Origin of the sequence: Methanolacinia paynteri (genome assembly GCF_000784355.1) — an archaeon.
In the GTDB taxonomy this organism is placed as follows: domain Archaea; phylum Halobacteriota; class Methanomicrobia; order Methanomicrobiales; family Methanomicrobiaceae; genus Methanolacinia; species Methanolacinia paynteri.
Genome location: NZ_AXDV01000001.1, coordinates 16,728 through 43,722, shown reverse-complemented (window position 1 = coordinate 43,722; position 26,995 = coordinate 16,728). Strand labels below are relative to the sequence as shown.

The following is a 26,995-nucleotide window of genomic DNA, read 5'->3' as shown; positions in this document are numbered from 1 at the left end:
AGGCAACCAAAGGGTTAACTACCCTTTCGAAACCCGGAACAGCCTTAGTCACCTTTCACAAAAAATCAATAGCAAAGATCTCTCTCTTTTTTAAAATCCTGCACCACTCAGTCATGGATTTATCCATCTTCGATTTTGTTTTCCCCCGGCCGAGGCTACCCGAAAGGGTAACGTCCATGCCGGGCTATCGCCATAGCGCAAAGCCCTGAGGTCAGGGCGTGTTCGCGAAGCAAAGCGGAGCGAACTTGCGCAAGGGTTGCCGACCGAAGGGCTGTCGCCCTTTCGAAACCTACGGAGACCTTAGGTCACCTTGCAAGATAGTAAAAAAAAGGTGAATTTATCCAAGGGTTGCCTCTGAAAAAGGGCACTAATAAAAAAGAAAAAAAAGACTGAAATTCAGTATCGCATTATTTTCGTAGTCGATTCCAGCACAGATTCAATCTCAGCTCTTTCAAGAACCAGATCTTCATTCCCGAACCTGATCTTCAGCGAATCCCCACCGGCAGTTCCGATCATCTCGTATTCGATGCCTTCAAGACTTTTTTCATTATCAACAGCCACAAGGAAGCGACCATAACTCTCTGAAAAGAGCGTCTCAACAGGATCACCGGAAAGTTTCAGGTCGGCAGTTCCGGCAAAGGACACGACCGCAGCCAGAAGACCCCCGTGTGAAATATCGGTTGCAGACGATACCTTACCCATATTTACAAGGGATCTTACCAGCTCCAAGACAGAAGTGTCCGGAATAGCAGGGGCTTCTCCGCCGCAACCTGTAATTTCATCAAGGAGTGAGCCGCCCATGCCGCCTTCACATTTCCCTATCAGCGCGAGTTTCTGCCCGGCAGACGCTGGAGTATAAATTCTAACAGCACCTTTCCCTACCATACCGATGCAGGGAGTCGGAGGGATCTGGGTTCCGAATTCATCGCTCTCATTATAGAGGGAAACGTTACCGCCGACAACAGGAACTCCGAGACTGCGGCACATATCGCCCATGCCGCGAACCGATTCGCTGATCTGCCAGAACACATCGTCATGAACCGGACTTGCAAAATTCAGGCAGTTCACTATACAGAGCGGTTCTGCTCCCATCGCGGCAAGGTTCGCGGCATTCTCATACACTGCATTGGCCGTCCCCTCATACGGCTTCAGGAAGATCTGCCTTGGGGAACACCCACACGAAAGATACAATCCTGCATCACCGAGTTTCAGGCATGCTGCACCTCCCTCGACAGAAACAGATCTCAGCTGAACGTCATGATCATACTGGCGGCTTACCCAGTCCTTCTTTGCGATCTCCGGGTGAGAGAGGACTTTCAGGCACAGTTCCTTAAGTGAAGCCCGCGGTTTAACATACTCCTTCGTAATATTATAGGAACTCCCGGACCATGCCTCCTCAGGCGCCCCGCCGACAAGGAGATCGATCGGAAGGTCGCACACGATCTCGCCGTTAAACGATATCACGTACTTCTTCTCCTCGGTGACCTCACCTATATCGCTCCATTTGAGATCGTACTTCTCAATTATCGAGGTAATCTCAGCAACATTCTCAGGCCTGACCTCGACAAGCATCCTCTCCTGAGATTCTGCAAGGAAGATCTCAACCTCGTTCATGTTCTCCTCGCGGAGGTGAACCCTGTCGGCATAGAGCCTTGCACCGAAGGTCTCCGACATCTCGGAAGATGCCCCCGCAAGCCCGGCTGCACCGAGGTCCCTGCACGAGAGAATCTTTCCTGTTTCGGCAAGTTCAAGGGTCGCTTCGATAAGGAGTTTTTCCGTGTAGGGATCGCCCACCTGAACTGCCGGTCTGTCTTCGGCCTCCGAGTCTTCTGAGAGATCGCGGGATGCAAACGACGCTCCACCGAGACCGTCCCTGCCTGTTGAAGACCCGTAAAGGACGAGCCTGCTTCCCGGCTGTTTCACGCGGGCGGTAAGGAATTTATCAGGATGAACGATTCCTACGCAGACCACATTAACAAGAGGATTCCCCGCATATTTTTTATCAAAGACAAGATCTCCTCTCACCACAGGGACACCTATACAGTTTCCGTAATCACCGATACCTGCAACTACATGTTCGAAGATGTACCTGTTCTTCTCGCCCGATATCTCACCGAAGAAGAGAGGATCCATAAGGGCAATAGGTCTTGAACCCATCGAGATGATATCCCTGACGATTCCTCCAACCCCTGTAGCGGCACCGTCGTAAGGGTCCACGTAACTTGGATGATTATGCGACTCCATCCCTATTGAAAGTGCGATCTCATCGGAGAATTTCACGATTGCCGCATCGTCCCCGGGGCCGAGGAGAACGTTTTCTCCGTCGGTCGGGAGTGTCCTCAGCAGAGGCTTCGTGGAGCGGTAAGAGCAGTGTTCACTCCATAGGTTTTCAAAACATGCGTATTCAAGAGCTGTGAGTTTCCTCCCGAGCTTCTTTTCAATATATTCCTCATCACAGGGCGATAGCATACTGCAGAAATATCTGGTTTTCAGACGAGATAATATTGATTAAAAACGTTTATGAAACAAAAGTTTCATTGACTGTTTCATGTAAATCACAACGCGATTTTCATGTAAAAATTCGATTTTGGTATATTATTTCATGAGAGCGATTTCAATTCCCATTCTGAGTTCAAAGTCCTCGAAAGGTTTTGCTATATAACCCGAAGGCTTTGTTTCAAGAGCACGCTCAATTATATCGTTCTCCATGTGCGAGCTCAGATATACGAAAGGCACTCCGGGAATAAACTTCTTGATCTCTTTTATTGCATCGATTCCGTCGAGATCGCCGTCAAGTGTAACATCCATCAGGATCAGATCGGGAGACATCGCCCTGGCTTCCTCAACAGCTTCTTCTCCCGAGGAAACAAATTTGCAGTTGGCATAACCGAGATCCTTCAGCCGCCACATGATAAGTTCGGAAATTATCGCATCATCTTCAACTACGAGAATTTTTTTATCGTGCATTTACCAATCCCTCATTGAAATATTTTAACAGATAGGCTGTCTACCCGAAAGTTAAAATTTGTTTCCTATTTATACCATTTCGGCATTCGGGTTCTCTCTATCCGATCTGTCTGAAATGATCGGCGGGTATTTTTATCTCGAATACCGCACCGCTTCCGGGTTCACCCACCTCTTTAATCTCCATACCCGTAATCCCGAGAATCTCCCTTACAAGAAACAGCCCGAGTCCGGTATTGCTGCCATAACCATGATCGAAGATCTTTTCCTTAAGATCGACGGGTACACCAGTCCCGTTGTCACGAACAATTATGAAGAGGAAATTCCTGCTTTTTCTGCATTTCACATCAATCTCGGTTACACTGCCGCCGTGGCGGATGGCATTATCCAGCAGGTTGAAAAAGATCTTTTCAATCATCGGGTCTGCATAAATTTCAAGGCCATGACATTCATTGAAGAACGCAATATCCCTGAGCTGGGCTTTTGAGCGTGAAGATTCGATAACCTTTTCAAGGTTCTGCCAGGCAGGACTTTCTACGCCGATATTCTGGTAATCCTTTGTAAAAGTAATCTGTTCCTGGATATTGGATGTGGCCTTCTTGATCATATCAAGGTAATGCAGAAGTTCTGAGTTTTTCTCAGGAAGCCTTTTGCTCAGGATATCGGTAAATCCCCTGACGCCGGCGATCTGGTTCAGTATATCATGCCGGGTTATACTGGAGAGAAGATTGAGTTTTTTATTTGCCTCATATAATGCATTCTGCGACCTTCTTTTATCGGATACATCCTGCATTATACCGGTTATCCGTATAGGATTCCCGTCTGAACTGCATTTCACGACTTTGCCGAGAACTACTATCCATTTGTATGTCCCTGCAGATGTCCTGAATTTATACTCGGATTCGAATTGTGCGGATTTCGGATCTGATTTCTCCGGGTCATTGCAGTTGGAATACAGATCCATAATCTTTGTATAGAACTCCTCCTGGAGAATTTCCCTCCATATAGCGCCGTGACTATTATCATTCCCGTTCAAAAGGCCAAACATCTCTTCATACTTGCCTTCGAAGACCATCTCGTCTTTCTCCAGATCCCAGTCCCAAACACACATTCCGGCGCCCTCTATTGCCAGGTTGAGTCTGCCCCTGCTGAGGGCAAGCTCAGCTTCGGCACGCTTCCTTTCGGATATATCCCTTAGGATCGCCTGATAAAGGCCTTCTCCGGGATCGATTATCCCGGAGCTTATCTCAACATCGATGAATGATCCTTCCTTATTCTGCATCCGGGACTCGAAACAGACACCTTCGGATGATGAATTTTCATACATCTGCGATATTTTGCCCCATTCGGGCACGGGAAAACGGGACTCAAGAGTCTGGGAAACTGCCTCATCCCTCCTTATGCCCAGCATAAGACAAAGACGTGTATTTATATCGATTATATAGCCGTCCCTGTCGAATATGATAACAGCGTCATTTGAATTCTCAAACAGACTTCTGAATTTTTTTTCGTTTCGGCGCAGGGCCATCTCCATCCTTTTCCTTTGGCTGATATCCATAGCAAGGCCCCTGATCCCCTGCACCGCACTGTTGTCGTCAAAATCATAGCTGAAATGAACCATAACAGGAATAACGGCACCGTCGGGTTTAGCCAGCCTGTATTCCACTGCGCCCAGAAACATCCCTTTATAGAACCATTCCAGATTTTTACGGGCACGATCCCTGTCATCTTCAACCAGAATGTCCCAGAACTTCATCCCGCCTGTAAGTTCTTCAGGTGTTTTTCCGGCAAGATTGATAGAATAACGTGTTGAAAATGTGAAATTTCCATCGGTATCCAGCTCGAATATCATCTCGGGCAGTTGATTTGTGAGGTGCCGGTACCGCGCTTCGCTATCATGGATCTTCTCCTCTGCGACAACCCTGGAGGTGACATCCCGGATATAAGCCCTCATAATTCCTTTTGACGGATCTACAGCGCTCGAGAGAATTTCGACATAGATTGTATTCCCACCCTGTTGTTTCAGCCGGGTATCCGTAAAACCGCTTTTGGAGGGGCTGATATCGTAGAACGCTTTTTTCAGATCATCCTTTTCAATGAAATTCCCCAGGTCCTCAATTTTAAGAAAAGTAAGGTACTTCTTTTCCAGGCCGAATAATCTTGATGCAGCATTGTTGACGCCGAGAATCTCCCCTGAAGAATTGTAGACAAGAACTGCATCCTGGATCTCCTCGAAGAAATTTTCATAATTGCTGATGCTGTCGATCAGGATATTTTTATTCTCATTGTTCGTCTTTGATATCATTGCTATGCTGATCCCGACCGCAATATATGTCACTGTCATTGAGAATGCAATCAGGATATCTACAACATCGAAATGAACCAGAAACAGGGATATTATAAAATATACTGCACCCAAAGCAGAGTTGACTGCAAGGCCCCGTTCATAGCATTTCATGTTTATATAGATCAGCGGGAAATAGAAGAGATTGGACAAAAGGAGAAAAAGACCGCTGGTTGTAAAGACCAGAGCAGTTTCGGAAAGCACGACCATGAAAATGACAAGCCCGATCATAGCCAGATAAGAAATATCCTTTTTGCCGGACTCTTCACCGATTATTTCCAAAAACGGCTCCATCACCTTCAAAAATAATTCCTCCTAAGGTAACTATCGGATGTATTGTTCCTTTTTACCATTAAAAGTACATGTTTTGTTTCCCCTGTCTAAACGAAGTTCAGAAGTGATATTCAATCTTTTGCAGATTCGAATTTTTATTCTTTGCCTGGGAGGAGGTCAGCAAAGTGAGTTATATCTATTTAAAGCATCAATATTATTAGACATGACAGACCCTTATGAAGCCCTTTTAGAAAAGGCATACAGCAACATCACGGAGACTTCCGGTGATGAGGGACGTTTTCAGGTACCCGAAGCCAGGGTGTACATTGAGGGGAAAACAACGGTTCTTGAAAATTTTTCCGATATCGTCTCCACCCTCAGAAGAGAGCCCGACCATGTTATGAAATACCTGCTTGGAGAGCTTGGAACGGCCGGCAAGATAGACGGGAACCGTGCAATATTCAACGGAAAATTCGATCGCGATCTTATTGCAGATCTTGTGAATAAGTATACCGAAGATTACGTGATCTGTTCAGAGTGCGGGAAACCCGATACAAGGCTCGTGAAAGACGGAAGGATCATGATGCTCAGGTGCGATGCATGCGGAGGGCACAGACCTGTAAGGAAGAGGAGAGCCAGGGGAGACGCAACCGCAAATCTTGTCGAGGAAGGAAAAGAGATCGATGCCGAGATCCAGTTCCTCTCCAAAAGAGGAGACGGCGTTGCAAAGGTCGGCAAATATACGCTTTACGTTGCAAATACGAAACCGGGCCAGAAGGTCAGGGTGAAGATAACAAGAGTTGCAGGCACTATCGCCTTTACGGAACCAATCAGAAAATAATATTTTTTTTATATTTTTTTTCAGGAATTGTTAAGAGTCTCAATAAGCCCTGTACAATTGCCGGAAATTGCAGATGCAGCTTCACGGATTGCATCGAGCGGATTTTTACCATTCTTTGTAGTTACAAGAAGTACAGGATCTGTAAAATGGAACTCACTGCTGTAGTTTGCGACATCGACTTCGGGATTCTTCAGAATCTCATCCACAAGTACATTCATGAAGGTATGCCCTTCCCCGACAAACATTATGCGTGCGAGATCGTCCTTTAGTTCTATTACTTTTATCTCCATAGGTACCCATATTCTTGGATTTTATACGAGTATATAAGTATTGGTCGAATCAGCCACAAAAATCAGAACTCGAATGTCATAAAATCCGTGGCGGCGTGCGGGTATGACATAGGAATCCTGTGGCTCATGTGGACAAAATAGTACTCTTTCGGCGAGAGTTTTTGTGCAAGGTCTTCTGCTTCGGCTATATTCATGTGCTTTCCGATGTGGACGTCAGGGAGCATCAGGGCGTCTAAGAAAAGAAGATCACAGTTCATCAGTTCCTTCACCGTCCTTTCAGGAAGGTTCGGGTTCGTATCTGAAGTGTAACCGATCTTTTTCCCGTTGTAACGGATTACAATCCCATAGGTGTCTATAGGGGGGTGATTGACTGTAACAAACGTGATCTCCATCCCGAAAAGGATGAAAGGCTCGTACGGTTCGACGATGTTCTTCTTAAATCTCAAAAAATGAAAGAAGCCTGAGATATCATCCATCACTTTTTCAGGCGTATATGCAGGCGGGAAGTCCTGCACCCTGTAGAACTCGTTGAATCCCGCGATATGATCGTAATGTGCATGTGTCCAAAGCACAGCGCCTATCTTCGGCGCACCTGTCCGGATCAGCTGCTCCTTTAAATCGGGGGATGTATCTATTAGTATATTTTTTCCTTCATTCTCGATCAAAAAAGATGTCCTGAGACGTGAACGGCCTTCTTCGGTTGCAAGGGTGCAGACCCCGCAGTCGCACCCCACACGGGGGGTTCCGACAGTATCGCCGGTACCGAGAATTGTTATCTTCATATCGAGGCGCTCTGGCGAATCGTGTCCCTTTCACGGACGCTGCCCATACCCTGCTCCACATCGAATTCGGAAAGCTCGAAGCTGTCCCTCATAAGAGCAGAGATTATGGACTCCTTTATCATTATCCTGAGATCGGCACCTGAAAAGCCTTCGGTCTCTGCCGCAAGTTCCTCAAAATCACAGGTGCAGTCGAGAGTGCTGGTGATCTTTTTCAGGATCTCAACCCTCATCTCGTAATCGGGAAGCGGGAATTCGATGACATCGTCAAAACGTCTCCAGGCCGCCTCGTCGAGGAGGGCAGGGTGATTCGTCGCACCAATCAGGACCACGCCGTTCCTGACGAAGCTGACCGTATCTATATTTTTAAGGAGCATGTTGACCGCACGCTTCATAGCACCGTTGTCCTCGGTCACGCGGCTCTTGGCAACGAAATCGAACTCGTCGATAAACAGTATGCACGGCGAAAGTCTCCTTGCAATATCGAATATACGATCGATGTTCTTCGAAGTCTCGCCAAGGTACTGCGATGTTACCATTGCAAGCCGGACCTCGAGCAGCGGCATCTTAAGCGCCTTCGACATTGCAAGAGCCAGCGATGTCTTTCCTGTTCCCGGCGGGCCGACGAAGAGGAGTTTTCCGAACTCGAATATCCTTCTTTCCTTAAGGAACTCCCTGTTCTTCAGTGCAATCTCGATCTTTTTGATCCCTTCTTCCTGTTTGGGAGTACAGACCAGATCGTCGAGCGAATATTCGATCTCTTCGGGAGAACTGATGATGATAAGCCCGCGTGCCGCCTTGAGCTCCTCGTCGTCACCGATGATATGGTTTACCTTCGCCTCAAGGTACTCCTTCGAATCGATGAACCGAGGGACGCTCTCAAGGGATTCTTTATAGGATATACCGGCATCTCCGGCCTTCTCATAATAACGGGCAAGAACAGGATTTCTCATTATCCGCTCTTTCCCGGCCTGGCGGAGGAACCATGCCGCTGCGGCGTCAAGCGTAGTGATTCCGAACCTCTTCCCGAATTCATCGAACTTGACGAAGGGGTTCTGTTTGACAATTTCTATTGCATTGTCAGCAATGCAAACCTTGCTGATGAGGGACTCTCCGATTGTTATTGGCCTGTCAATATCCGTATTGTAGTCGCCGGTGCCGAAAAATTTCCAGTATTTTTTGGGCAGGTCGAGTTTCGTGAGCTCTTCATTTTTATTGATAATATCCGCGGTTATGAGAAACTCAAGAATATCGATCGCCAGTTCCTTGTCGTCGGCATTCATATGTACAACATCATATTTTACTGCTCAAACGGGATAATATTATCTCACGCTATATTATCCTGAAAACTGAAAAAATAATTTAATATTATTCGTTGTAATACAATATTAAACAGTCGTTACAATGCACCCGTCATCCGTAACGATCATCGTATGCTCGGCCTGGGATACAAGCGATCCTGCCACGTCATGAAGTACAGGATAACCCCTGAGGATATTCTGCTTCACCAACTGGGCAATCGCCAGATCGGATTTTTCTTCGTAATACCAGTGCCTGGAGAACGGGAGACTGTTTCGTTCGGCAACTTTTTTCATGAGCTTTCTTGCGGAAGGAAGCCTGATCTGACGCGACGAGATCTGGCTGTAGATCTCGGTACGGGATGCGTCCGAGACAATCCCGGAACCTGTGGATGCAAAGGGTTCGATTGCGAAGACCATACCTTCCTCGAGCTCTGTCCCGCCCTGCATACCGACATTGGGGATCGTCGGAATCCCGTGGAGCAGGTATTGACCAAGTCCGTGGCCTGTAAGGTTTGCCACGGGGCGGTACCCGCGGCTCTCGATCTCGGCCTGGACTGCTGCACCGATCTGCCCAGTTCTTACTCCCGGACGGACCATATCGATTGCCGCATGAAGCGCGGCCTTCGAGGCCTCCACCAGGAGATCGTTCTTCCCGAGATCGACGGTAACCGCCGTATCGGCGATGTACCCGTCTATGTGGACCCCAAGATCAACCTTGACGACATCGCCGGCCTTAAAGACCCGTTCGTCACCGGGAGAGGCGGTATCGTGAGCGGCGGCCTCGTTGAGGGAGATATTCAGGGGGAATGCAATTCCGGCACCCATTGACAGTATCTTCTGCTCGCTCTCGACGACAACATCCAGGATCTTGGCGCCGACCTTTACTTTCCCTGCTGCAAATTCCCTGCATTCTTTCGCTATCTTTCCTGCTTCAAGATATTTATTTAATATTTCATCATCGATCATATTCTGATATCCTCCGGATAATCTGTAAAGCAATCAAATCCGGTTTTTGTAACCATTCCTATGTCTTCCAGCCTTACCCCGCCGATCTTTTTATAGTAAAGACCGGGCTCCACGGTTACGATATTTCCTTCGACGAGTTTTCCCCCGGAAGGCGAAAGTGACGGCCCTTCGTGAACTGCAAGCCCCACCCCGTGGCCGAGACTATGAATGAAGCCTTCCTTCCCTGAAGTATAGCCGTTCTCGTCGAAAAAGTTCACTACATATTCGTGGATCTCTTTTCCGGTCCGCCCTTCGGCAATCATTCCTTTTGCATGTATTTTTGCTTCCCTGACGCATGAATACATCGCCTCGATCTCGGGATCGGGCTCTCCCCTTACTACCGTCCTCGTCATATCAGAATAATAGCCGCTCTTCGAGTCACAGGGGAATACGTCTATGACAACGGGCTCGTTTTCAAGTATTACCCCGTTGCCGATACAGTGCGGGATTGCGGTCTCCTTCCCGCAGGATACTATGGTATCGCTTGCGACAAGCCCCCTCCTTAAGAAGAAGCAGTGCATCTCGTTTCTTATGTAATCGGATGTGAGGGGTTCGCTCCCGAGATACAATTCGCCGTCTTTGCATTCGGCATTTTTTATAAGCGAGATGGCAAGCTCCATCGCTTCTTCGGTTGTCTTCTGGACTTTCCTGATGTTGTCCGCCTGGGCCCGGGTCTTCACGGATCTCATCTCAGAGACTGTTCCCTCGTCAACGGCAGTCCCACAGAAGGTTTCGATCTTTTTTGCAAAAGATACGGGGACATCCGGCGATAAGAGAATGCCGTCTCCTGCAAGGCGGGACACCATCGACGCCATCGCCGAAAGCCCGTCCTTGTGCTTTTCGAGGTCGTCGAAAAATCCGGCATCGCCACGGTTTATCACTTCGCAGCGGGATTCCTGAAGAGCGCGGTCGTACTCCATCTGCGGGACGATCAGAACGCCTCCCTCGCCACGTTTTTTGAGATATACAAGCGGGTCGTTTACCTGAAATTCCGTAAGATACATCATATCCGGGTTGGAAGAATCGGCATAAGCGAGATATGCCGCCATGCCGGCCCTTTCAAGTGCTTTGTCGATTGGGTCTTCCATATTGTTCCCTGAATACTTCACCTTTGATACACAAGTAATTTTACGAGATGATGCCAAACAATTTAATGCAATGAATCCATCTGCGGAAAAGATATTCAAGATGAAGTTCGCGAAACTGACGATAATGCTGAATGTTATCGTCATACTTGTTGCAGTCGCCATTCTGGCCTTTTTCGGGCTGATCCCGTTTTACAGCATTGCAATAGGAGTATTGTGCCTTATCGTGGCGGCGGTTATGGCCGTATTATTCAGGAGCCACTATAAAAAGGACAAGGCATGGCTTATGAAACAGGAGTAAATTTTTCCAGGGGGTCACCCGTTTGCTGAACAAACTTAAGACCGAGACAGAGATCGTCCTTAGGCATATAGAGGTGATAAAGATAGTCTCGGAGCACCAGCCGATCGGCATCCTGAAACTCTCGGAGATAACGAAGATCCCCTCCCATAAGATAAGATACTCCCTCAAGGTCCTGGAGCAGCTGGGGTACATCCAGGCGTCCCCGGCGGGTGCTGTCGCGACCCCGAAGGCAGCCGAACTTATGAAGAATCTCGACACACAAACCGACGAAATAATTGCTCTCCTTAAAAAGATTAAGGCTGCAACTGAAAGTTAAATCCATAATATTTAATAACGGAAAAATCAACATCTATAGGCACGTTGAACAGTGCAAGTACTGCCTCCATAACTCAGTTGGTAGAGTGTCTGGCTGTTAACCAGAATGTCACAGGTTCGAGTCCTGTTGGGGGCGTGTCGTTTTTTAATTTCAAGCTAAAAGAATATATTTCTTAAATAATTCATTTTAGGCAGAATCGTAAAATTCAACGGTTTTCTTTAGAACATCTGCGTGATCATATATCTCGCTCAGATCATTTATTGGAATTTTTTGTTCCTTTTTATTTTCATCAAAAATTCCAAGGTATTTTTGCTTTGAATTAAATCTCAAGCGGCATATTGGTTTTCTATTGCTATTATCAAACAATACACCACAATAGCTTTTTGTATCCCTTAGATTGACGCGATTCGCATCAGTAATACTTCTCAGGATGGCACGAACAATATAGAAACCTTCCCATTCTTCAACGGTGGTAAATATCCCGTCATCGTTTTCAGGTTCATCCTCGGAATCAGCTTCCACTACCTTTTCCTCAGGCTTTGTCTCAGACATTGCCATCTTAAGGCGACTGTTAATTTTTTCGTTGATGAACTGGTTTCTGGCATCTTTAACTATATATCTGAATTTTTCAAGAACATTTTTTGTAATTTGACCATTGTAGACATGGCGTGCAAAAAATTTTACAAACTCATCTGAAGGAGAATTCAACTCATCCTGAAGAATCTGTATAATTTCATTTGTGTACTTTAAAGAAATTGCAATGGATGTTAGATCATTTGGATCAAATACTTCTTTTGTGAATCTTTTAAGTTCATTAACATCCTTTTCTCTTAAATTAAGCATATCAACTTCATAGAATGGTTTGGCATCCATTTTATTCGGAGAATCCAAATCTGAAAAGAATCTGTACTTTACCCCATTCGTCAAAACACCAACTCTGGCATTCGTGACACTGTAATATCTGAACAACTGGGACGCCTGATTATTGTTCAAATCTGAACCCAGTGCCTTGCACTCAATCAATATTTCAGGCTGGTTGTTCAGACATACAGCATAATCAACTTTCTCTCCTTTTTTAGTCCCATGATCTGCTGTAAATTCAGGAATTACTTCTGTTGGATCAAAGACGTTATAACCCAAGATACTCAGAAAAGGCATTACAAGAGCTGTTTTAGTTGCTTCTTCAGTAAAAATGCTTTCCGAAAGTTTAGGAATCCGTGCAGTAAACGATTTCAGTTGTTCTGGAAAATCCATTGCGATACACCCTGACTCTTTTTTCAGATGATTCATTATAAAATTTCAATGATATATTTAGCTTCTGTCTGGAGTTTTTACAAAATAATTATAATACAGGGAGGGGACCCCCTCCCTATAACCATCCCCCTGATCGCGATAAGTCGCAAAAGGGATGGACAAGCATCCCCTTTTGCTCCAAACTTTAGCTAATTACTTTTTCACGGCCGAGGTAACCGAAGGGCTGTCGCCCTTTCGAGACCGAGAGCGACCTTCGGTCACCGGTTCATTTCATGAAATTAAATTTTAGAGCTACACGGACGGGTAGCGTCCAGGCCGTACTATCATCTTTGCAAAAGTTCGCGGAACTTGCGAAGCGAACTGAGCATGGGGCTGCCCCGAATGGGCTTATGCCCTCAAAAGTATAAAATCACTACAAAAAACGCTCCGTAGAAAACCTATCAATTTTTTTTCGTGCTTTAGCCTCTTGTTCTGTCATGATGGTTCTAAAGGATCTATTTTTGCAACTTTGCACAACGTTGCGCACAATTTGCAAAAAGTTTTGCAAATTAAAAAAACGAAATTCTAAGATATTTTTCAAATTATTGTACATATAATAATTTTTTTTATTATTATTGCTCTAGTTTGCACAAAAATACCGGTACACACACAGGACGCTTTTTGCATAGATCCTGCTGTCGGCTTCTGTGTGGTTTCAGTTTTTTTGCAAACTAAATGATAAAATAGAGATATTTGAGTAATTATTCGAAAAATCTCTTTATTGCAGTTATTTGGTTTGCAAAATCTTTGTGCAAAGTTTGTACAAACGTGTGCAAAGTTGCAAACTACTTCAGAAATTGCGAGGCGGTAATCCTGGTCAGGACCATCTGGACAGTTGTATCTCCGCAGCATTTTACAATTGTCAGATTTGTGGTAAAATAAAATTAAGTTCCTATATGATCGATCTTTCAGTCGCTATTTCCTTAGAGGATTTCTCCAAGGCCCAAAAAAAGAAAAAATCATTTCACGACAAGCACTTTGCAGGTAGCAGAGCGGATCACTTCTTCCGCGACGCTTCCCAAAAGCAGCCGCTCAAGCCCCTTCTTTCCCTTCGTGCCGATAACAATCAGGTCTATTCCTTCTTTTTCGGCAAACTTCACGATCTCCATTCCCGGTCTGCCGTCAAGGATCTTCGTCTCAAACTTAACATCTCCAGACAGGGACTTCAGCAGATCGAACGCTTTCTTCGCCTCGTCCATCGAAACCTCGCAGGCATCGCCTACAGGGATCTCGGCCGAGGACGTGGACAGCGTGTGGGAGTCGATAACATAAACCGCGTAACCGGCACCCCCGCATTCACGAACGACTTTTATGCCCTCCTCAAGAGCACTCCTGTTGTTCTCCGAACCGTCCGTTGCAATCAGAACTTTGCCAAACAACTTACCTGCCATTTTTATATCTCCTTCATTACCCGGTCTTAATCCTGATTTATCTTCTCATCAGATACGCCTTGCGGATTGAAGACATCAGTCTTTCCCCGGTGCGTTGTCGAGCTCCTCGATGTATTTGTTGCCCCTCATCGCACACAGGACTGCGGCGACAAACGAAAGTGCTGCCCCGATATAGAACGACAAACCGAGCGACGGCATGAACGCCTCCGCGAGAGTCGTCGGGAACCAGACCGTATTTGTCAGGGTAGCAATCGTTGCAGGCGCTATGTTTGCAACCAGTGCAGGCGATAGCCCGTCAATGATCATCTCCACCGGATTATATCCCAGGAACGCAGCGAAAAGGGCTCCTGTCGGTGGTATCGCACTCATGTCGGCGATGAGCGATGTTGCATTGGCGGCTGTAAGAGCTGATGTCAGCACCGGGGGAAACGCCTTGGTAAGCTCCACAACTATGATCGTGAAGAACATTCCCATCGAGAGAACGAAGCCCGAATTCATCAGGGTTGCCATCATTCCGGAAGCGACACCACGCTCGCCGGGTCCTACCGAATTCATGATGGCCGCCGAATTGGGGGATGCGAACAGTCCGTTTCCAAGACCCATAATAAGCAGAGCCAGAGCAAAGGGCAGGTAATCGAAGTCATACGGGAGTGCTGCAAGAACCAGGAACGAGATCCCGACCAGCACCATTCCCGCTGTACTCAGCCAGCGTGCACCGTACCTGTCGGAGAGAATGCCTGAGATCGGCCCCATCACAACAAAACCGATCGTGAGCGGCAGCATGTATATTCCCGCCCAGAACGGAGTAGATTCGAAACTGTAACCGTGCAGTGGCAGCCAGATACCCTGAAGAAGCAGGATCAGAATTATCATCACTCCGCCGCGGGCAAGGGCGGAGAGAAAACCGGCGGCATTGCCGAATGCAAAATTCCTGACCCTGAAGAGATCTATCCTGAACATCGGATCTTCCACCCTCATCTCGATAAACGGAAATGCGACAAGCAGCAGGAAGCCCGCGACAAGAGAGGCGATCACGAACGGACTTCCCCAGCCCATCGGCGAATCCCCGTATGGTATCAGGGCGTAGGTTATGCCGATCAGGAAAATCGTCAGACCTCCGATAAATACCAGATTTCCCCATATATCGATCTTCTGGGGCCTCTTTTCCCGGCAGTCAGTCTCTTTGAGTTTTAAAAATGCCCAGATCGTACCGATCACCCCGAACGGCACACTTATCAGGAAGACATACCTCCAGTTGAACACAGCCAGCAGCCCGCCGATAATGAGGCCGATAAACTGGCCGGCGATAGCTGCCACCTGGTTGAGGCCGAGCGCTTTCCCGCGCTCGTCAGGCGGAAATGCATCGGTGAGTATCGCGGCACTGTTCGAGAATATAAACGCCGCACCTATCGCCTGTATTAACCTGAAGACAATCAGTTCAATCGCCCCGGCGTCACCCGTATCCGGTGTAAAAAAGAGGAGGACCGAACCCACCGTAAATATTGCAAAGCCTATGTTGTAAAGCCTGACACGTCCGTACATATCGGAGAGACGCCCGAAACTAAGGAGCAGCGTCGCCGTCACCACACCATATCCCATCAGAATCCAGAGAAGGTACTGGAACGAAGTGAGGGGATTTATATTGATGCCGTTGAAGATCGCCGGCAGGGAGATCAGGAGGATGCTCCCGTTCACCGCTGCCATGAACATTGCGATGGTCGTATTCGAGAGTGCGACCCATTTATATTGTATACCCCTCCTGCCGCCCCCTTCGGCAAAGTTGGAATTTTGCTGATTATTTGTAGATTTTGTATTCATCCTGTATTCCTTCCGCCCGGCAGACATTTCAGACTGTCAAGCCGGATGCGTTATACAGATCGACTTCTCCGGATTAATACACCATACGCACCATTTTATCACATACTAACCAAAATGAAAGTCAGAAATGGCAAAGAACAAGGAATACTGGTCGTGGGTCGAAGCGGCAGTCAATGTAATCGGGGGAAAATGGAAACTGTTGATCGTTCTTGTATTAAGAGACGGAAAACTGCGTTATAGTGAAATATTACACAAACTGCCCTCGATCAGCGAGAAGATGCTGGTAAAGCAGCTTCGCGAACTCGAACGTGACGGCATTATTACAAGAACAGTATATCCGGTAGTTCCTCCGAAGGTCGAATATTCGCTTACGGAAGCGGGTGATAAACTGGTTATCGTTTTAAAGGTACTTGGGTTCTGGGGTATAAGGTATCTTGATGACGAAGTTGTCGGTGAAGGATTGTCAAGGGAGAAAGTCAACGATCCTGTAAAACTCCGCCTCCTTCTCGAAGATATCCAAAAAATCCGCAACGATATAGAAAAACAGCTGGGAGAGCAGAATTAGCCGCCACAGCTTTCACGAAAAAATATTGATTATAATTTAATTCCAGGATTTTTTTGCCTATTCTTCCCTGACCATCTTTATGGCCTTCTTGGGGCAGACATCGGCACAGATTCCGCAGCCTTTGCAGAACTCGAGATCGATCTCGAACTCTTTTGAGATAGTTCCGTCGGGGCAGAACCTCTCGCAGTTTCCGCACTTGTTGCAGAGTTCCCTGTCGACTACTGGCTTGAAAGTTCTCCAGGTGCCGGTCTTTCCTGCGGCTCCCTCTTTAGGTCTCGATATTGCAAGTTTTGCACTCATATTACCAGCTCCTCGTACGCCTTAAGGGCTGCTGTCCCGTTCCTCTCGTCCGAGAACGCCTCGGATATCGCCTTCCTGACAGATTCCCTCGATACCAGGCCGATCTTTGCAAGAGCCCCGAGAAGAGGGGTGTTGAGGATCGGGTTTCCTGCCACGACGAGATCGAGAGATAATGCGATCCCCGTAAGATCGATGTTGTAGACCTTGTGACCATCCATCTCCGGTTTATGCGGGCTGTTGATCAGGACTTTGCCGTCTTTGTGGATGCCCTGCATAACATCGACCATGTTCATGATTCCCGGATCGAGAACAATTACAAGATCGGGGTTTCTTACCTGCGAATAGACCTTTATAGGCTTGTCATCGATCCTGATGAACGAAACCACAGGTGCACCGCGCCTCTCTGCACCATAGAGAGGAGTTGCAGTTGCATATTTACCGTCGAGGAATGCAGCATGAGCAAGGATCTTTGCGGCTGTTACACCACCCTGCCCGCCCCTTGAATGAAGCCTTATCTCGTACATTATTCGCTCACCCCGAACCAGAACTCTTCGCCAGGTTTCCTGTCCCGGACAAACCCGGCGATATCGTCATATGTGACATCCTGGCCGCCGAGGCCGGCGATGACGCTGTAAGGGTTGCAGCAGGTCTTCGCACGGAGTTCATTGGCAAGAATTCCGCCGAAGCCGAACGAGTAATCGCGGTCGATTACGACGATCTCTTTCCCTTCGAATTTTTCCCTCAGGTCAGGGAACGGCCTGAACCAGCGAACCCGGATTGAACCCGCCTTAACTCCTTCTTCACGAAGTTTGTCGACCGCGACCTCCATCTCCTTGCCTATTGTTCCCATCGCAATTACAAGGACTTCGGCATCCTCTGTCATGTACTCCTCGTACATCTCGTATTTCCTGCCGAAATGTTTCTCAAATTCCTTCTGGGCATCTTCTATAACTGCTACGGAGTTCTTCATTCCGACCATGATGTCGTGGCGGAACTTGTAGTGGTCGGTGTTTGCGGTGAGCGTCCCGTAGCCGCCAGGATTATTGATATCGATGGCGTGTGGGGTGTTTGTGGGGGGCAGGAACCCGGATGGATCGACAGTCTCGAATCCCTGCGTGACGTGGGTCAGGAGGAAACCGTCGAGGTTGATCATCACAGGGAGCAGAACGTTTTCATTCTCTGCAATCCTGAACGCGATTATCGTCGCATCGTATGCCTCCTGTACGGTCGACGCATATACCTGGAGCCACCCGGAGTCCCTCATGGACATGGAGTCCGAATGTTCGGCGCCGATATTCCAGCCGGGACCGAGAGCACGGTTCGCATTCGCCATAACGATCGGGAGGCGTGCACCGGCCGCCCAGTGGAGCATCTCGCACATGTAGACAAGACCGTGCGAACTTGTTGCGGTAAATGTTCTTGTGCCGGTCGCGGCAACACCGATGCAGGCGGCCATTGCAGAGTGCTCGGACTCAACGGGGATATACCTCGCACCCAGCTTTCCGGAACTCACCTGGTTCGCAATCTCTTCGACTATCTCGGTCTGAGGGGTGATCGGGTACGCAGCGACTACACCGGGTTTTGCATCTCTAACCGCAAGTGCCACTGCCTTATTGCCTGTTCCTACATTCAGCATGTCCCGTCAACCTCCTTTTCGATCCTTTTGAAATTATTTTCGACCGCCTGCTGAAGTTCGGAGATCTCCTCTTTTGAGGCGGTCTTGAATCTTCCCTGTGCCTTAAGGTAGTCTTCCACGGGGATTCTCTTCTTTGCAGCAGCCTTCGATGCCCCGGTCAGGCTTATCTTTCCGTTCTCACGCTCATAGAGAACCCACATGCCCGACTGCACTGCAAGTTTTCCGACAGAGATCGTCTTATCGGACTGGTATCTCCATCCCGGCGGACACGGTGCAAGAATGTGTATGAACTTCGGCCCGGTGATCGAGAGTGCCTTTTCCACCTTGTTGTAAAGGTCGAGCGGATATGCACTGCACGCGGTCGCCATATATACCGGGTTGTGTGCGTTTACAATCGCGTCAAGGTCCTTCTTGAACTCTTTCTTTCCCGCCGGCGTCGTTGTCGTTGCCGCACCGAGCGGAGTCGCACCCGATCTCTGCATACCGGTATTTGAGTATGCCTCGTTGTCGTAGCACACGTATAAGAAATCCGTTCCACGCTCAAGTGCGCCGGAGAGGGCCTGGATACCGATATCCACCGTCCCGCCGTCTCCTGCGAAACAGATGACGTTTGTCTTCTTTCCTGCCGCACGGAAAGCCTCGCTCATTCCTGATGCAACTGCTGCCGCCGAGGCGAAAGCAACATTGTATACGGGAATGTTAACCGCGGTATTAGGATACAAACCCTGTATAACACTTGTACAGCATGCAGGAATCACCAGTACCGTATCGGGACCGGCCGCCTTTGTGATATACCGGAGACAGAGAGGGATACTGCACCCGGCACAGGCGGACGTGGTCTTTAAAATATACTCATCATCCGGTATCTCTGCCAATTAAAAAACCTCTGTAATAATCTGTCACTATTTATAATGATATTTTGGCTTTTGATATCAGCACCCTGTTAAATAATTCATAGCAGACATACCTGTAATCAGATGGCGCAGAATTACTACGAAGTGCTGGGTCTTGATGCAAACGCAGAATCTGATGAGATAATAAAAGCATATCGCAGCCTTGCAAAGGTATATCATCCGGACACGGCGACGCACCCGAATGCAAAACAGCTTTTCGAAAAAATATCTGCCGCCTATTCGGTGCTATCGGACCCCGAAAAGAGAAGCGCCTATGACAGGGAACTGAATGAACCATCCAAAGAGGAGGAACTCCCAAAAAAGGACGAATATTCCCTGATGGCCGATTATGAATATACCTGCGAAAAGGAAGAGCATTTTTTGATCGACGGTGCTGAAGTTGCTATGACCGGCGCCCGCCACCTCATAATGGGGGAGAGGGAGTATATCGTCTACGACGACGGCCTGATCGATATCGGCGGGAAATTATCATTTAAGGTTGAAGGGCCGGAAAGATATCTTGTAGACGGTGCAGAAAAAGTACTTAGGAATGCAGATCATTTCATTCAAAAAGGGGACGAATATGTAGTCATAGATGGAAAACCATTTCTCGTCAGAAAAAGTGATGAGGAATAACTACTTTTTTCGCAATTTAAATATAGCTAATTCGACATATAGAGCAATATCATCGAGGTGATACAACATGGTTAAACTACCTGACAAAAAATCACTTGAAGGTTTTACAAAGAAGGTGGGAGAGGCGGTCAAGCTCCCGGACACACCGGAGGAGAAAGAACCGAAACCGGGACTCTCCCAGGCTGACGAAGAAAAGATAAGGAAAGACGAACGCGAAAGGATCGAAAGAGAGAAGCGCGAGAAGGAAAACGCTGAAAAAGCTAAGGAATACGAGAAGATAGAAGCAGAAAAGCAGGCCGAAAAAGAATGTCTTGCCGAGGAAGCCAGGAAGAAGAAGGAAAAGGACGAATGGGCCCGCGAGGAAGAGAGAAACCGGCTCGAAGACGAGAGAAAAAGAGCCCAGATCGAAAAAGAGGTTCGCGCCCAGCAGAAGGCTGAAGCTCCGAAAAAGGGCCACGGAGGAAAGATCGCTCTCGGGATTATTATTATTGTGATTCTAATCGCAGCGGGAGGATACGTCAGCCTGATTACCGGAAACAGTGTTCTCGATGCATACGGTTACCCGCTCTCATATACCGGGACATATGATGTACTCATTCCCGACAGCCAGAAGATCGACTTCGGCCCCATTCCCGTCCAGGCGATCAGCAGCGGAAATGCAGTAACCCTTTCCATCAACAACGACAGGCGGACTATCTCTCTGGGTGAATCGACGACTTTCCCGGCAAAACATGTAATAATCACGATGTTCGGAATGCCTATCTATGATGCCGATTACGAAGTCACTGCAACATATATTGGCGTCGTAACAAACAGGGATGATTTCAAGGTAGTCCTGAAGACATCACAGGCGATCCCCGGATGGCTTATATCCATTATGAAGCCTTCCGGAGTGGATATCATCACGACTTAACCTTTTATTTTCTTTTTTTTATTGAGTTTGTATTCGTCATGAGTTTTAAAATAAAATTTTAAGGGAGAGTGAGGTTTCCCCCTCCCTGTTACCCTCCCCCTCATGGCGATAAGTCGCAAAAGGGATGAACGAGCATCCCCCTTTTGCTCCAGAGAGAGCTGGCGAACTTTGGTCACCATATGCATTTTGGAATTATTTTCCCCCGGCCGAGGCAACCGAAGGGCTCTCGCCCTTTCGAAACCTACGGCGACCTTCGGTCACCGGTTCATTTCATGAAAATTATCTTTAGAGTTCCCGGATGGGTAGCATCCAGGCCGGGTTATCGCAATAGCGCAAAGCCCTGAGGTCAGGGCGTGTTCGCGAAGCGAACTTGCGCAAGGGTTGTCACTGGAAAAATATTCACTGTGATTCAAAAGGGAGGGGGATGGACGAGCATCCCCTTTTGCTCCTGAAACCCGTTCCCACCTAAATTATTGAAACAGTTTTGTTCATTGATTAAAAATATCCTAATTTACTCTCTCCCGGCCAGACAAACGAAGGGCAAGCGTCCTCTCTCGCTCCAAAAAAAATATTCACTCTCCCAAAAACTCAGCGGCCTTCAAAAGCTGGTGATGCCTGCACCTGAAATCGCCAAGGAATTTGTCGCTCTTCTCAAGACCTTCCATTGGAGCGAATTCCAGATCCGTAACTAAGTCCCAAAGGACAAGACCTTCAGGAGGTGCAGCGGGAAAACGGGGCCCTCCCGTATTTGATAGTGCGTCTGAAATTATATCCGAAGGCTCGGAACCGCTTCCCACCAGCCAAAGGGCATGTGATATGCACCGGACCATATTCCAGAGAAAACTCTCCCCGCGAATCTCGAAGATTACCCCTTCCTTATCCGGGATTAACTCTGCCGAGAATATTTTCCTCTCGGGGTTTTTCCCCTCGACACGGGCGAAACGGGAGAAATCATGTACTCCGGGGAGACATGCGGCAGCAAGCGACATCTTACCCCGGTCAAGATTCCCATCAGGGAAAAAATACCTGTAGACTCTCTCCGAAACCTCAAAACGCGGATTGAATCCTTCCGGAACCCCGGCCCATCCCCTGCACCTGATGTCCCCGGGAAGTTTCCTGTTTATTGCCGAAACTGCTCTCTCGGGATAATCTGTATCAAAAGCGCAGATCTGGGATCTTGCGTGCACACCTGCATCGGTCCTTCCTGAAAACTGGAAGCGTGCATCTCTCCAGCCGGAAAAAAGCCCCAGATCGATACATGCTCCGATAAATTCCCCTTCGACCGTCCTTATCCCCGGCTGCTGCTGGGAACCGTAAAAATTCGTTCCTATATACGATACAAGAAATGCAATTCTCATTTATGCCTGACTTTCCTGACGATCTTTCGCTTGGTGTTCTTTAAAGATTGCCCGGTATAGCTTTTAAGCGGAGTCATCTTCCCGATAATGCAGATCCTGCCGGCGGATATTGCATCGAATATCGACTGCATATCCTTCTCCGAATCTACAACCGTCACACCGTACCCAATAAACCTCGCATTATGGGCGTCACTTCCTGCAACACACGGCTTTTTGAACTTTTTTGCTTTCTTCTCCGCCTTCCTGTTTGCAGATCCTATAATATAGCGGCTGTTGAATGATTCGACTGCATCAACGGCTCCGATGGCATCCTTCAGCCTGGTGCCCACACCATGCCTGAACTGGTGGAAAGGATGCGGGAGGATCAAAAACGCTCCCATTGCCCTTGCACGGTCGACGGTTTCATAAAAATCAAGACCCGCAGGAACGGTTTCGGTTATGCCGAGCGCAATTAGATGACCCGATTTTGTCGAGATCTCGACCCCGGGGATTACCAGAATATCGGTTTTTATTGTCTGTGCGTACTTCGCTCCCCCGACAGTGTCGTGATCCGTAATGGCAATTACATCAAGACCGCGTTTCTCCGCCATCCGGATAATATCCTCAACACTGCTCTCGCCGTCGCGGGAATATTTCGTATGCACATGAAGGTCGCATTTCAGCATCGGATAGTAGTATTTTTCTCCCTTGCCATATTAATTCAAGGGGTATGCGCATACTCCTCCCGACAGGCGAGATTGCATATCCGGTGGTAAAAAAAGCCGCGGAAAGATTTGGGGCCGATGTAGCCGTTGCAGGAAAGATCGCCGCATTCCTCGCACCTAAAAAACTTTCAGGAATCCTGTCAGGAAGTAAAGTAAAATACGATATGGTGATTGTTTCCGGCATGTGCACGGCGGATTTTTCAGGGGTAGAGGATGAATTCGGCACCCCTGTATACCTCGGACCCCGGCACGCCGCAGATCTCGAACTGATCCTGGGCCATATCGACGAACTTGAACTCTCACGAACGATACCTGCCGACGAACTGATCGCTTCAAAAAAGAAAGAGGAGGCATATTCGAAGATCAGTGAGACAGAAGAGAGGTCCCAACCTGATTTTTATATAGGCAATTTACGGATCGGCGGGGGATCGAGAATGAAAGTTCTCGCCGAGATCATGGATGCGCATAAGACAGATAATCTCCGCGACATAGTCTTTGAATTCATTGAATCCGGTGCCGACATCATCGATCTCGGGTTCGGGTTCGATGCAACACCGGAGGATGTCCTGAGGGTATTTGAGGAAGTATCCGGGATACATACCATCTTTGCCGCAGACACACAGGATCCCGAACTGATAAGAGCCGCACTGGGCCATGCGGATTTGATACTCTCGCTTCACGATGGAAATATTCCCGTTGTAGGAAAAGAGGTCGCAGAAGCCGGTGCTGCCGCGGTGATCGTCCCGAATGAAAACACTCTTGAAGAGAATATAAAGATGGCCGGGGCAGCAGGGATCAAAAGGATCGTCGCCGATCCTCTCCTGCAGCCTGCAGGGTCCGGACTTCTTCAGTCACTATCAGGTTTTGTCCCATGCGGGCACCCAATATTTTTCGGTGCGGGAAATGTCGTGGAGCTGATAGATGCCGACTCCCCTGGTGCAAACGCACTTCTGGCCGCACTTGCGATGGAGGCAGGAGCATCGATCGTATTCACAAGCGAGCACTCGGACAAGACAAAAGGTTCGGTCAGGGAGATGAGGCGTGCATGCGAGATGATGGTTCTCGCATCGAACAGGCCGTACCCGAAGGACCTCGGGATCGATCTGTTCTGTATAAAAGAGAAAAGAAGACGTCATGAATTGCCCCTTTCATATACAACCTGTAACAAAGCAGGCGGGATCACAGACGAACTCGTATTCGATCCTGCCGGGAATATAAGAATAGGAATAGAGGACGGGTTTATCTTTGCAGTCCACAAAGGAAGAGCGGTTAAAGGAAAAAAATGGGAAGAGATATTTCACATGCTCCTGAAAGAGGAGAGGGTTTCTCTCATGGACCATGCCGCGTATCTTGGGAAGGAGCTCTACAAAGCGGAGCTCGCACTGAAATTCAACAGGAGTTATGAACAGGACGGACCATTTTAGTTCCAGTTCAGTTACTTTTTTGTTTCTTTTCCCCGGAATCACGGACAACAAGGGTTGATACAGGGCTGTGAAAGACCACTGATGAGCTGACGCTGCCGAGAACAAGCCGTTTCGCCATTCCCTTACCGGTCGAACCGAGGACGATCAGATCGACACCCAGCTCCTTCGCTGTATCCAGTATGACATTTCTTGCATCGCCGAGCTTTTCGTGGTATTTTACATCGTAACCCTGATCCCCCGTGAAGCCTTTTGCATCTTCAATAATTTTTTTGCTCTCTTCCTGGAGCATGTTGAATATTCTTTCAGAACCCGGATCGGACACTCCTATCGCCGGGTCCACAACAGTTGTTCCGTATATTCCGGGATTTACTGCATATACGGCATGAATCTCGGAGTTCCAGCACTTCCCGATCTCAATTGCTCTCCCGAGAGCTTTGAGAGAAGGCTTCGACCCGTCGATTGCCACCAGAATTTTAGAGTACATGAACTATCCTCACCAGTTCAGGGGATAAACATTTTGATTCCGCCGGCCTTCGATCTGAAAGAATTATCTTTCCTGATAGTCTATATCAATAGACAGATGCCCAACATAAAAATAAAGCGAGAACTGCTCATGATACTACTCGAACTCGGCAAAAGCAGTCACCCTTCCGAATTTTTAGCCCTGCTGATAAAAAACGGGGATACTATAGACGAATTTGAACTCGCACCGGGCACGATCACAGGCAGCAGCAGTGCAAGATATCAGCCCGACATGATGCCACTTGGCACTGGAATCGCCGGAAGCGCACATTCCCACCCAAGCGGTGCGATAAGGCCTTCGGATGCCGACCTCAGGTTCTTCCCTGCAGTAGGGAAATATCATATCATAATCGGAGCCCCATATACTGAAGATGACTGGAGGTGCTTCTTTGCGAACGGGAGCCTCTGCAGCGTGGAAGTGGTAGATTGAAGAGAGTCGTCGCCACCGGGACATTCGATATCCTGCACCCGGGGCATATCCACTATCTCGAAGAATCGCGTAAACTTGGCAATGAGCTTCATGTGATTGTTGCAAGGGATGAAAACGTCAGGCACAAACCGAAGCCGGTAATCCCCGAACAGCAGCGCCTCCGTATGGTGCAGTCTTTAAAGCCGGTCGATTACGCGAGGCTTGGATCGACTACGGACATCTTCGAGCCTATCCGGGAGATTCAGCCGGATATCATAACCCTCGGCTTCAACCAGTTCTTCAAAGAAGACAAACTCAAATGCGATCTCGAAGAGAACGGCATCTTCGCAGAAGTTGTCAGAATAGAAGGATATTCGGGAGAAGGCTTCTGCAGTTCGAGAAATATTATGAAACAGATACTTATCAGGAGATGCAAAGAGCCCCAGGATGATTCGACGGATTAAAGGATCAAAGGATCATTCCCTCATCATGCCCGAACTCTTTCAGGTATAATACCGCGTCCCCGATCTCCTCCTTGTCCAGAACAGAAACCCCGTAATGCTTTTTTATCATTCCGCGTACCTTCTCGGACTCGAGCCAGCCGATATCAAGTCTTCGAACAATTGTATTTATCTCGCTGATGAAGGGATGAATTGCAGCGGCAAGCATTGGATTTTCTAATTCTATTGTTCCAAGGAGTGCCTGAAGGGGATTTCTTATCTCATCGTTAAGTATGGCAAACTGCTCCATATTGTGATTCAGCTGATGGAATACGTCCCTCCTGATCTCATCAAGAACTGTGCTCTGGGTAATGTCACTCAGGATCAGAACAGAGAGCCCGTGCCTGAATTCATGGGATATCGGCATCTTCCGGACCTTCAGCACCGCCATTTTATCACCCATGAGGATCTTGCCGGTTTTTTCTTCAAAATCACGCGAACTCATGAATGAATCCAGTTCGTCATCCTTAAAAAGCCCGATATTCCTGAAAAAATCCTTTGCATTTATTTTAGGTGAAAAGACCCTGCCTGCAAAACGCAGGTACTGATCCCTAAAGGCCCTGTTGCAGATTATCGATCGCCCCGAGGAGTTTACAACAAGAATACCGTCGGTGATCGCCTCTATTGTCGTCCGGTACTGGGATTCCGATTCGAAGATCATCTTCTCCATCTGGATGCGCTCGGAAATATCCCTGCAAATCACCGCACAATAGACCTCATCTCCATAACTTGTAAAACTCAGGTCTGCCTCGACAGGAATCCTTTCGCCCTGTTTGCACTCGATCTCAGCCCTGATAAGTACTCTTTCGGCCTTGTCTTTCATTTCATGCAGCGAAACGGGTTTTCCTGAATCATAATGAAGAAATCGCGAAATCTCACTTCCCGTGATCTCCTCGGGCCGGAACCCAAGCTTTTCAGCCACCCTGAGGCTAAAATCGACGACTTTGCATTCGGGAAATGATATAAGAAACACCATGTCATTTACATGATCGAGAATTATACGGAAACGCTCAAGCTCCATCTGCTTGTGCCTCAGGACAGGATAATATGTTTTCCTGAAAGATGAATCTCCAAGACCGAGGATCTTCTTCCTTAAATCGTCATACTGATCGTATTCAGGATCACTCATGGTAT

At 47.8% G+C, this 26,995-nt stretch carries 28 protein-coding genes and 1 tRNA gene; 10 read left to right on the top strand and 19 right to left on the bottom strand.

Translation table 11 applies throughout. The annotated features are described in order from the left end of the window. Positions 1-396 precede the first annotated feature (396 nt). From purL to METPAY_RS13960, 3 genes are all read right to left on the bottom strand, one after another. A complete protein-coding gene (gene purL / locus METPAY_RS00240) occupies positions 397-2,469 on the bottom strand; it encodes a phosphoribosylformylglycinamidine synthase subunit PurL (RefSeq protein ID WP_048148084.1) in 2,073 nt (690 codons plus the stop codon). A 126-nt stretch (positions 2,470-2,595) separates the two neighbouring features. Further along, positions 2,596-2,967 carry a response regulator gene (locus METPAY_RS00235; RefSeq protein ID WP_048148081.1) on the bottom strand — a complete coding sequence of 124 codons (372 nt, stop codon included), beginning with the start codon at positions 2,965-2,967 and terminating at the stop codon, positions 2,596-2,598. A 97-nt stretch (positions 2,968-3,064) separates the two neighbouring features. Then, positions 3,065-5,602, bottom strand: coding sequence for a PAS domain-containing sensor histidine kinase (locus tag METPAY_RS13960; RefSeq protein ID WP_052418596.1), 2,538 nt, complete (start codon positions 5,600-5,602; stop codon positions 3,065-3,067). 202 nt (positions 5,603-5,804) lie between these two features. Between METPAY_RS13960 and METPAY_RS00225 the strand changes: the two genes are divergently transcribed. Then, complete coding sequence (locus METPAY_RS00225; RefSeq protein WP_048148079.1) at positions 5,805-6,422, top strand: translation initiation factor IF-2 subunit beta; 618 nt, start codon at positions 5,805-5,807, stop codon at positions 6,420-6,422. Between the two features lie 20 nt (positions 6,423-6,442). Here METPAY_RS00225 and METPAY_RS00220 read toward each other — a convergent pair whose 3' ends face one another. From METPAY_RS00220 to METPAY_RS00200, 5 genes are all read right to left on the bottom strand, one after another. Continuing rightward, the gene (locus METPAY_RS00220) at positions 6,443-6,712 is read right to left on the bottom strand and encodes a DNA-directed RNA polymerase subunit L (RefSeq protein ID WP_048148077.1); all 270 of its coding nucleotides are present in this window, start codon (positions 6,710-6,712) and stop codon (positions 6,443-6,445) included. Positions 6,713-6,774: 62 nt separating this feature from the next. After that, complete coding sequence (locus METPAY_RS00215) at positions 6,775-7,494, bottom strand: MBL fold metallo-hydrolase (RefSeq protein ID WP_048148074.1); 720 nt, start codon at positions 7,492-7,494, stop codon at positions 6,775-6,777. Further along, on the bottom strand, positions 7,491-8,774 hold the full coding sequence (locus METPAY_RS00210) for an ATP-binding protein (protein WP_048148072.1): 1,284 nt from the start codon (positions 8,772-8,774) through the stop codon (positions 7,491-7,493). Before METPAY_RS00210 ends, METPAY_RS00215 begins: the two co-directional genes overlap by 4 nt. A 105-nt stretch (positions 8,775-8,879) precedes the next feature. After that, positions 8,880-9,758, bottom strand: coding sequence for a type II methionyl aminopeptidase (gene map, locus METPAY_RS00205; protein ID WP_048148070.1), 879 nt, complete (start codon positions 9,756-9,758; stop codon positions 8,880-8,882). Then, positions 9,755-10,885: a M24 family metallopeptidase gene (locus METPAY_RS00200; protein WP_048148068.1), complete on the bottom strand. Its 1,131-nt coding sequence runs from the start codon at positions 10,883-10,885 to the stop codon at positions 9,755-9,757. The genes map and METPAY_RS00200 overlap by 4 nt, the downstream gene beginning before the upstream one ends. A gap of 70 nt (positions 10,886-10,955) precedes the next feature. Between METPAY_RS00200 and METPAY_RS00195 the strand changes: the two genes are divergently transcribed. From METPAY_RS00195 to METPAY_RS00185, 3 genes are all read left to right on the top strand, one after another. Continuing rightward, positions 10,956-11,183: a hypothetical protein gene (locus METPAY_RS00195; RefSeq protein ID WP_048148066.1), complete on the top strand. Its 228-nt coding sequence runs from the start codon at positions 10,956-10,958 to the stop codon at positions 11,181-11,183. 22 nt (positions 11,184-11,205) lie between these two features. Continuing rightward, positions 11,206-11,499 (top strand): hypothetical protein, encoded by a 294-nt coding sequence (locus tag METPAY_RS00190; RefSeq protein ID WP_048148064.1) that lies wholly within the window; start codon positions 11,206-11,208, stop codon positions 11,497-11,499. Positions 11,500-11,561: 62 nt separating this feature from the next. Beyond that, positions 11,562-11,634 (top strand) — tRNA-Asn (locus METPAY_RS00185). A gap of 51 nt (positions 11,635-11,685) precedes the next feature. Here METPAY_RS00185 and METPAY_RS00180 read toward each other — a convergent pair. The 3 genes from METPAY_RS00180 to METPAY_RS00170 form a co-directional block, all read right to left on the bottom strand. Next, positions 11,686-12,753 carry a type I restriction endonuclease gene (locus tag METPAY_RS00180; protein ID WP_048148062.1) on the bottom strand — a complete coding sequence of 356 codons (1,068 nt, stop codon included), beginning with the start codon at positions 12,751-12,753 and terminating at the stop codon, positions 11,686-11,688. Positions 12,754-13,751: 998 nt separating this feature from the next. After that, complete coding sequence (locus METPAY_RS00175) at positions 13,752-14,183, bottom strand: universal stress protein (protein ID WP_048148060.1); 432 nt, start codon at positions 14,181-14,183, stop codon at positions 13,752-13,754. Positions 14,184-14,258: 75 nt separating this feature from the next. Further along, entirely contained in the window at positions 14,259-16,001 is a 1,743-nt protein-coding gene (locus tag METPAY_RS00170) for an MFS transporter (RefSeq protein ID WP_048148113.1), read from the bottom strand. 127 nt (positions 16,002-16,128) lie between these two features. On the opposite strand from METPAY_RS00170, the gene METPAY_RS00165 reads away from it, so the two are divergent. Beyond that, the gene (locus tag METPAY_RS00165) at positions 16,129-16,566 is read left to right on the top strand and encodes a winged helix-turn-helix transcriptional regulator (RefSeq protein ID WP_048148059.1); all 438 of its coding nucleotides are present in this window, start codon (positions 16,129-16,131) and stop codon (positions 16,564-16,566) included. A gap of 57 nt (positions 16,567-16,623) precedes the next feature. Here the strand turns inward: METPAY_RS00165 and METPAY_RS00160 are convergent, their stop codons facing one another. The 4 genes from METPAY_RS00160 to METPAY_RS00145 are packed head-to-tail and all read right to left on the bottom strand — an operon-like array spanning position 16,624 to position 19,377. Beyond that, a complete protein-coding gene (locus METPAY_RS00160) occupies positions 16,624-16,866 on the bottom strand; it encodes a 4Fe-4S binding protein (protein ID WP_013328523.1) in 243 nt (80 codons plus the stop codon). Further along, positions 16,863-17,390, bottom strand: a complete 528-nt coding sequence (locus METPAY_RS00155) for a 2-oxoacid:acceptor oxidoreductase family protein (protein WP_048148057.1) — start codon at positions 17,388-17,390, stop codon at positions 16,863-16,865. Before METPAY_RS00155 ends, METPAY_RS00160 begins: the two co-directional genes overlap by 4 nt. Next, a complete protein-coding gene (porA, locus tag METPAY_RS00150; protein WP_048148055.1) occupies positions 17,390-18,502 on the bottom strand; it encodes a pyruvate ferredoxin oxidoreductase in 1,113 nt (370 codons plus the stop codon). The genes METPAY_RS00155 and porA overlap by 1 nt, the downstream gene beginning before the upstream one ends. Continuing rightward, the gene (locus METPAY_RS00145) at positions 18,496-19,377 is read right to left on the bottom strand and encodes a thiamine pyrophosphate-dependent enzyme (protein WP_048148053.1); all 882 of its coding nucleotides are present in this window, start codon (positions 19,375-19,377) and stop codon (positions 18,496-18,498) included. Before METPAY_RS00145 ends, porA begins: the two co-directional genes overlap by 7 nt. 102 nt (positions 19,378-19,479) lie before the next feature. On the opposite strand from METPAY_RS00145, the gene METPAY_RS00140 reads away from it, so the two are divergent. Then, positions 19,480-20,031, top strand: a complete 552-nt coding sequence (locus METPAY_RS00140; protein WP_048148051.1) for a DnaJ domain-containing protein — start codon at positions 19,480-19,482, stop codon at positions 20,029-20,031. 67 nt (positions 20,032-20,098) lie between these two features. Then, positions 20,099-20,944: a hypothetical protein gene (locus tag METPAY_RS00135; protein ID WP_048148048.1), complete on the top strand. Its 846-nt coding sequence runs from the start codon at positions 20,099-20,101 to the stop codon at positions 20,942-20,944. 572 nt (positions 20,945-21,516) lie between these two features. On the opposite strand, the gene truA is transcribed toward METPAY_RS00135, so the two are convergent. Both truA and METPAY_RS00120 read right to left on the bottom strand, forming a co-directional pair. Further along, on the bottom strand, positions 21,517-22,302 hold the full coding sequence (gene truA / locus METPAY_RS00125) for a tRNA pseudouridine(38-40) synthase TruA (RefSeq protein ID WP_048148044.1): 786 nt from the start codon (positions 22,300-22,302) through the stop codon (positions 21,517-21,519). Then, the gene (locus tag METPAY_RS00120) at positions 22,299-22,967 is read right to left on the bottom strand and encodes a CehA/McbA family metallohydrolase (RefSeq protein WP_048148042.1); all 669 of its coding nucleotides are present in this window, start codon (positions 22,965-22,967) and stop codon (positions 22,299-22,301) included. Before METPAY_RS00120 ends, truA begins: the two co-directional genes overlap by 4 nt. A 44-nt stretch (positions 22,968-23,011) precedes the next feature. Here METPAY_RS00120 and METPAY_RS00115 point away from each other — a divergent pair, with 44 nt between their 5' ends. Continuing rightward, the gene (locus tag METPAY_RS00115; protein WP_048148041.1) at positions 23,012-24,430 is read left to right on the top strand and encodes a dihydropteroate synthase-like protein; all 1,419 of its coding nucleotides are present in this window, start codon (positions 23,012-23,014) and stop codon (positions 24,428-24,430) included. 7 nt (positions 24,431-24,437) lie between these two features. Here the strand turns inward: METPAY_RS00115 and METPAY_RS00110 are convergent, their stop codons facing one another. Next, positions 24,438-24,914, bottom strand: a complete 477-nt coding sequence (locus METPAY_RS00110) for a universal stress protein (RefSeq protein ID WP_048148039.1) — start codon at positions 24,912-24,914, stop codon at positions 24,438-24,440. Between the two features lie 96 nt (positions 24,915-25,010). On the opposite strand from METPAY_RS00110, the gene METPAY_RS00105 reads away from it, so the two are divergent. Beyond that, positions 25,011-25,382, top strand: a complete 372-nt coding sequence (locus METPAY_RS00105) for a Mov34/MPN/PAD-1 family protein (RefSeq protein ID WP_048148111.1) — start codon at positions 25,011-25,013, stop codon at positions 25,380-25,382. Continuing rightward, the gene (locus METPAY_RS00100; RefSeq protein WP_048148037.1) at positions 25,379-25,825 is read left to right on the top strand and encodes an adenylyltransferase/cytidyltransferase family protein; all 447 of its coding nucleotides are present in this window, start codon (positions 25,379-25,381) and stop codon (positions 25,823-25,825) included. Before METPAY_RS00105 ends, METPAY_RS00100 begins: the two co-directional genes overlap by 4 nt. Positions 25,826-25,829: 4 nt before the next feature. On the opposite strand, the gene METPAY_RS00095 is transcribed toward METPAY_RS00100, so the two are convergent. Next, a complete protein-coding gene (locus METPAY_RS00095) occupies positions 25,830-26,990 on the bottom strand; it encodes a PAS domain-containing protein (protein ID WP_048148036.1) in 1,161 nt (386 codons plus the stop codon). Positions 26,991-26,995 lie beyond the last annotated feature (5 nt).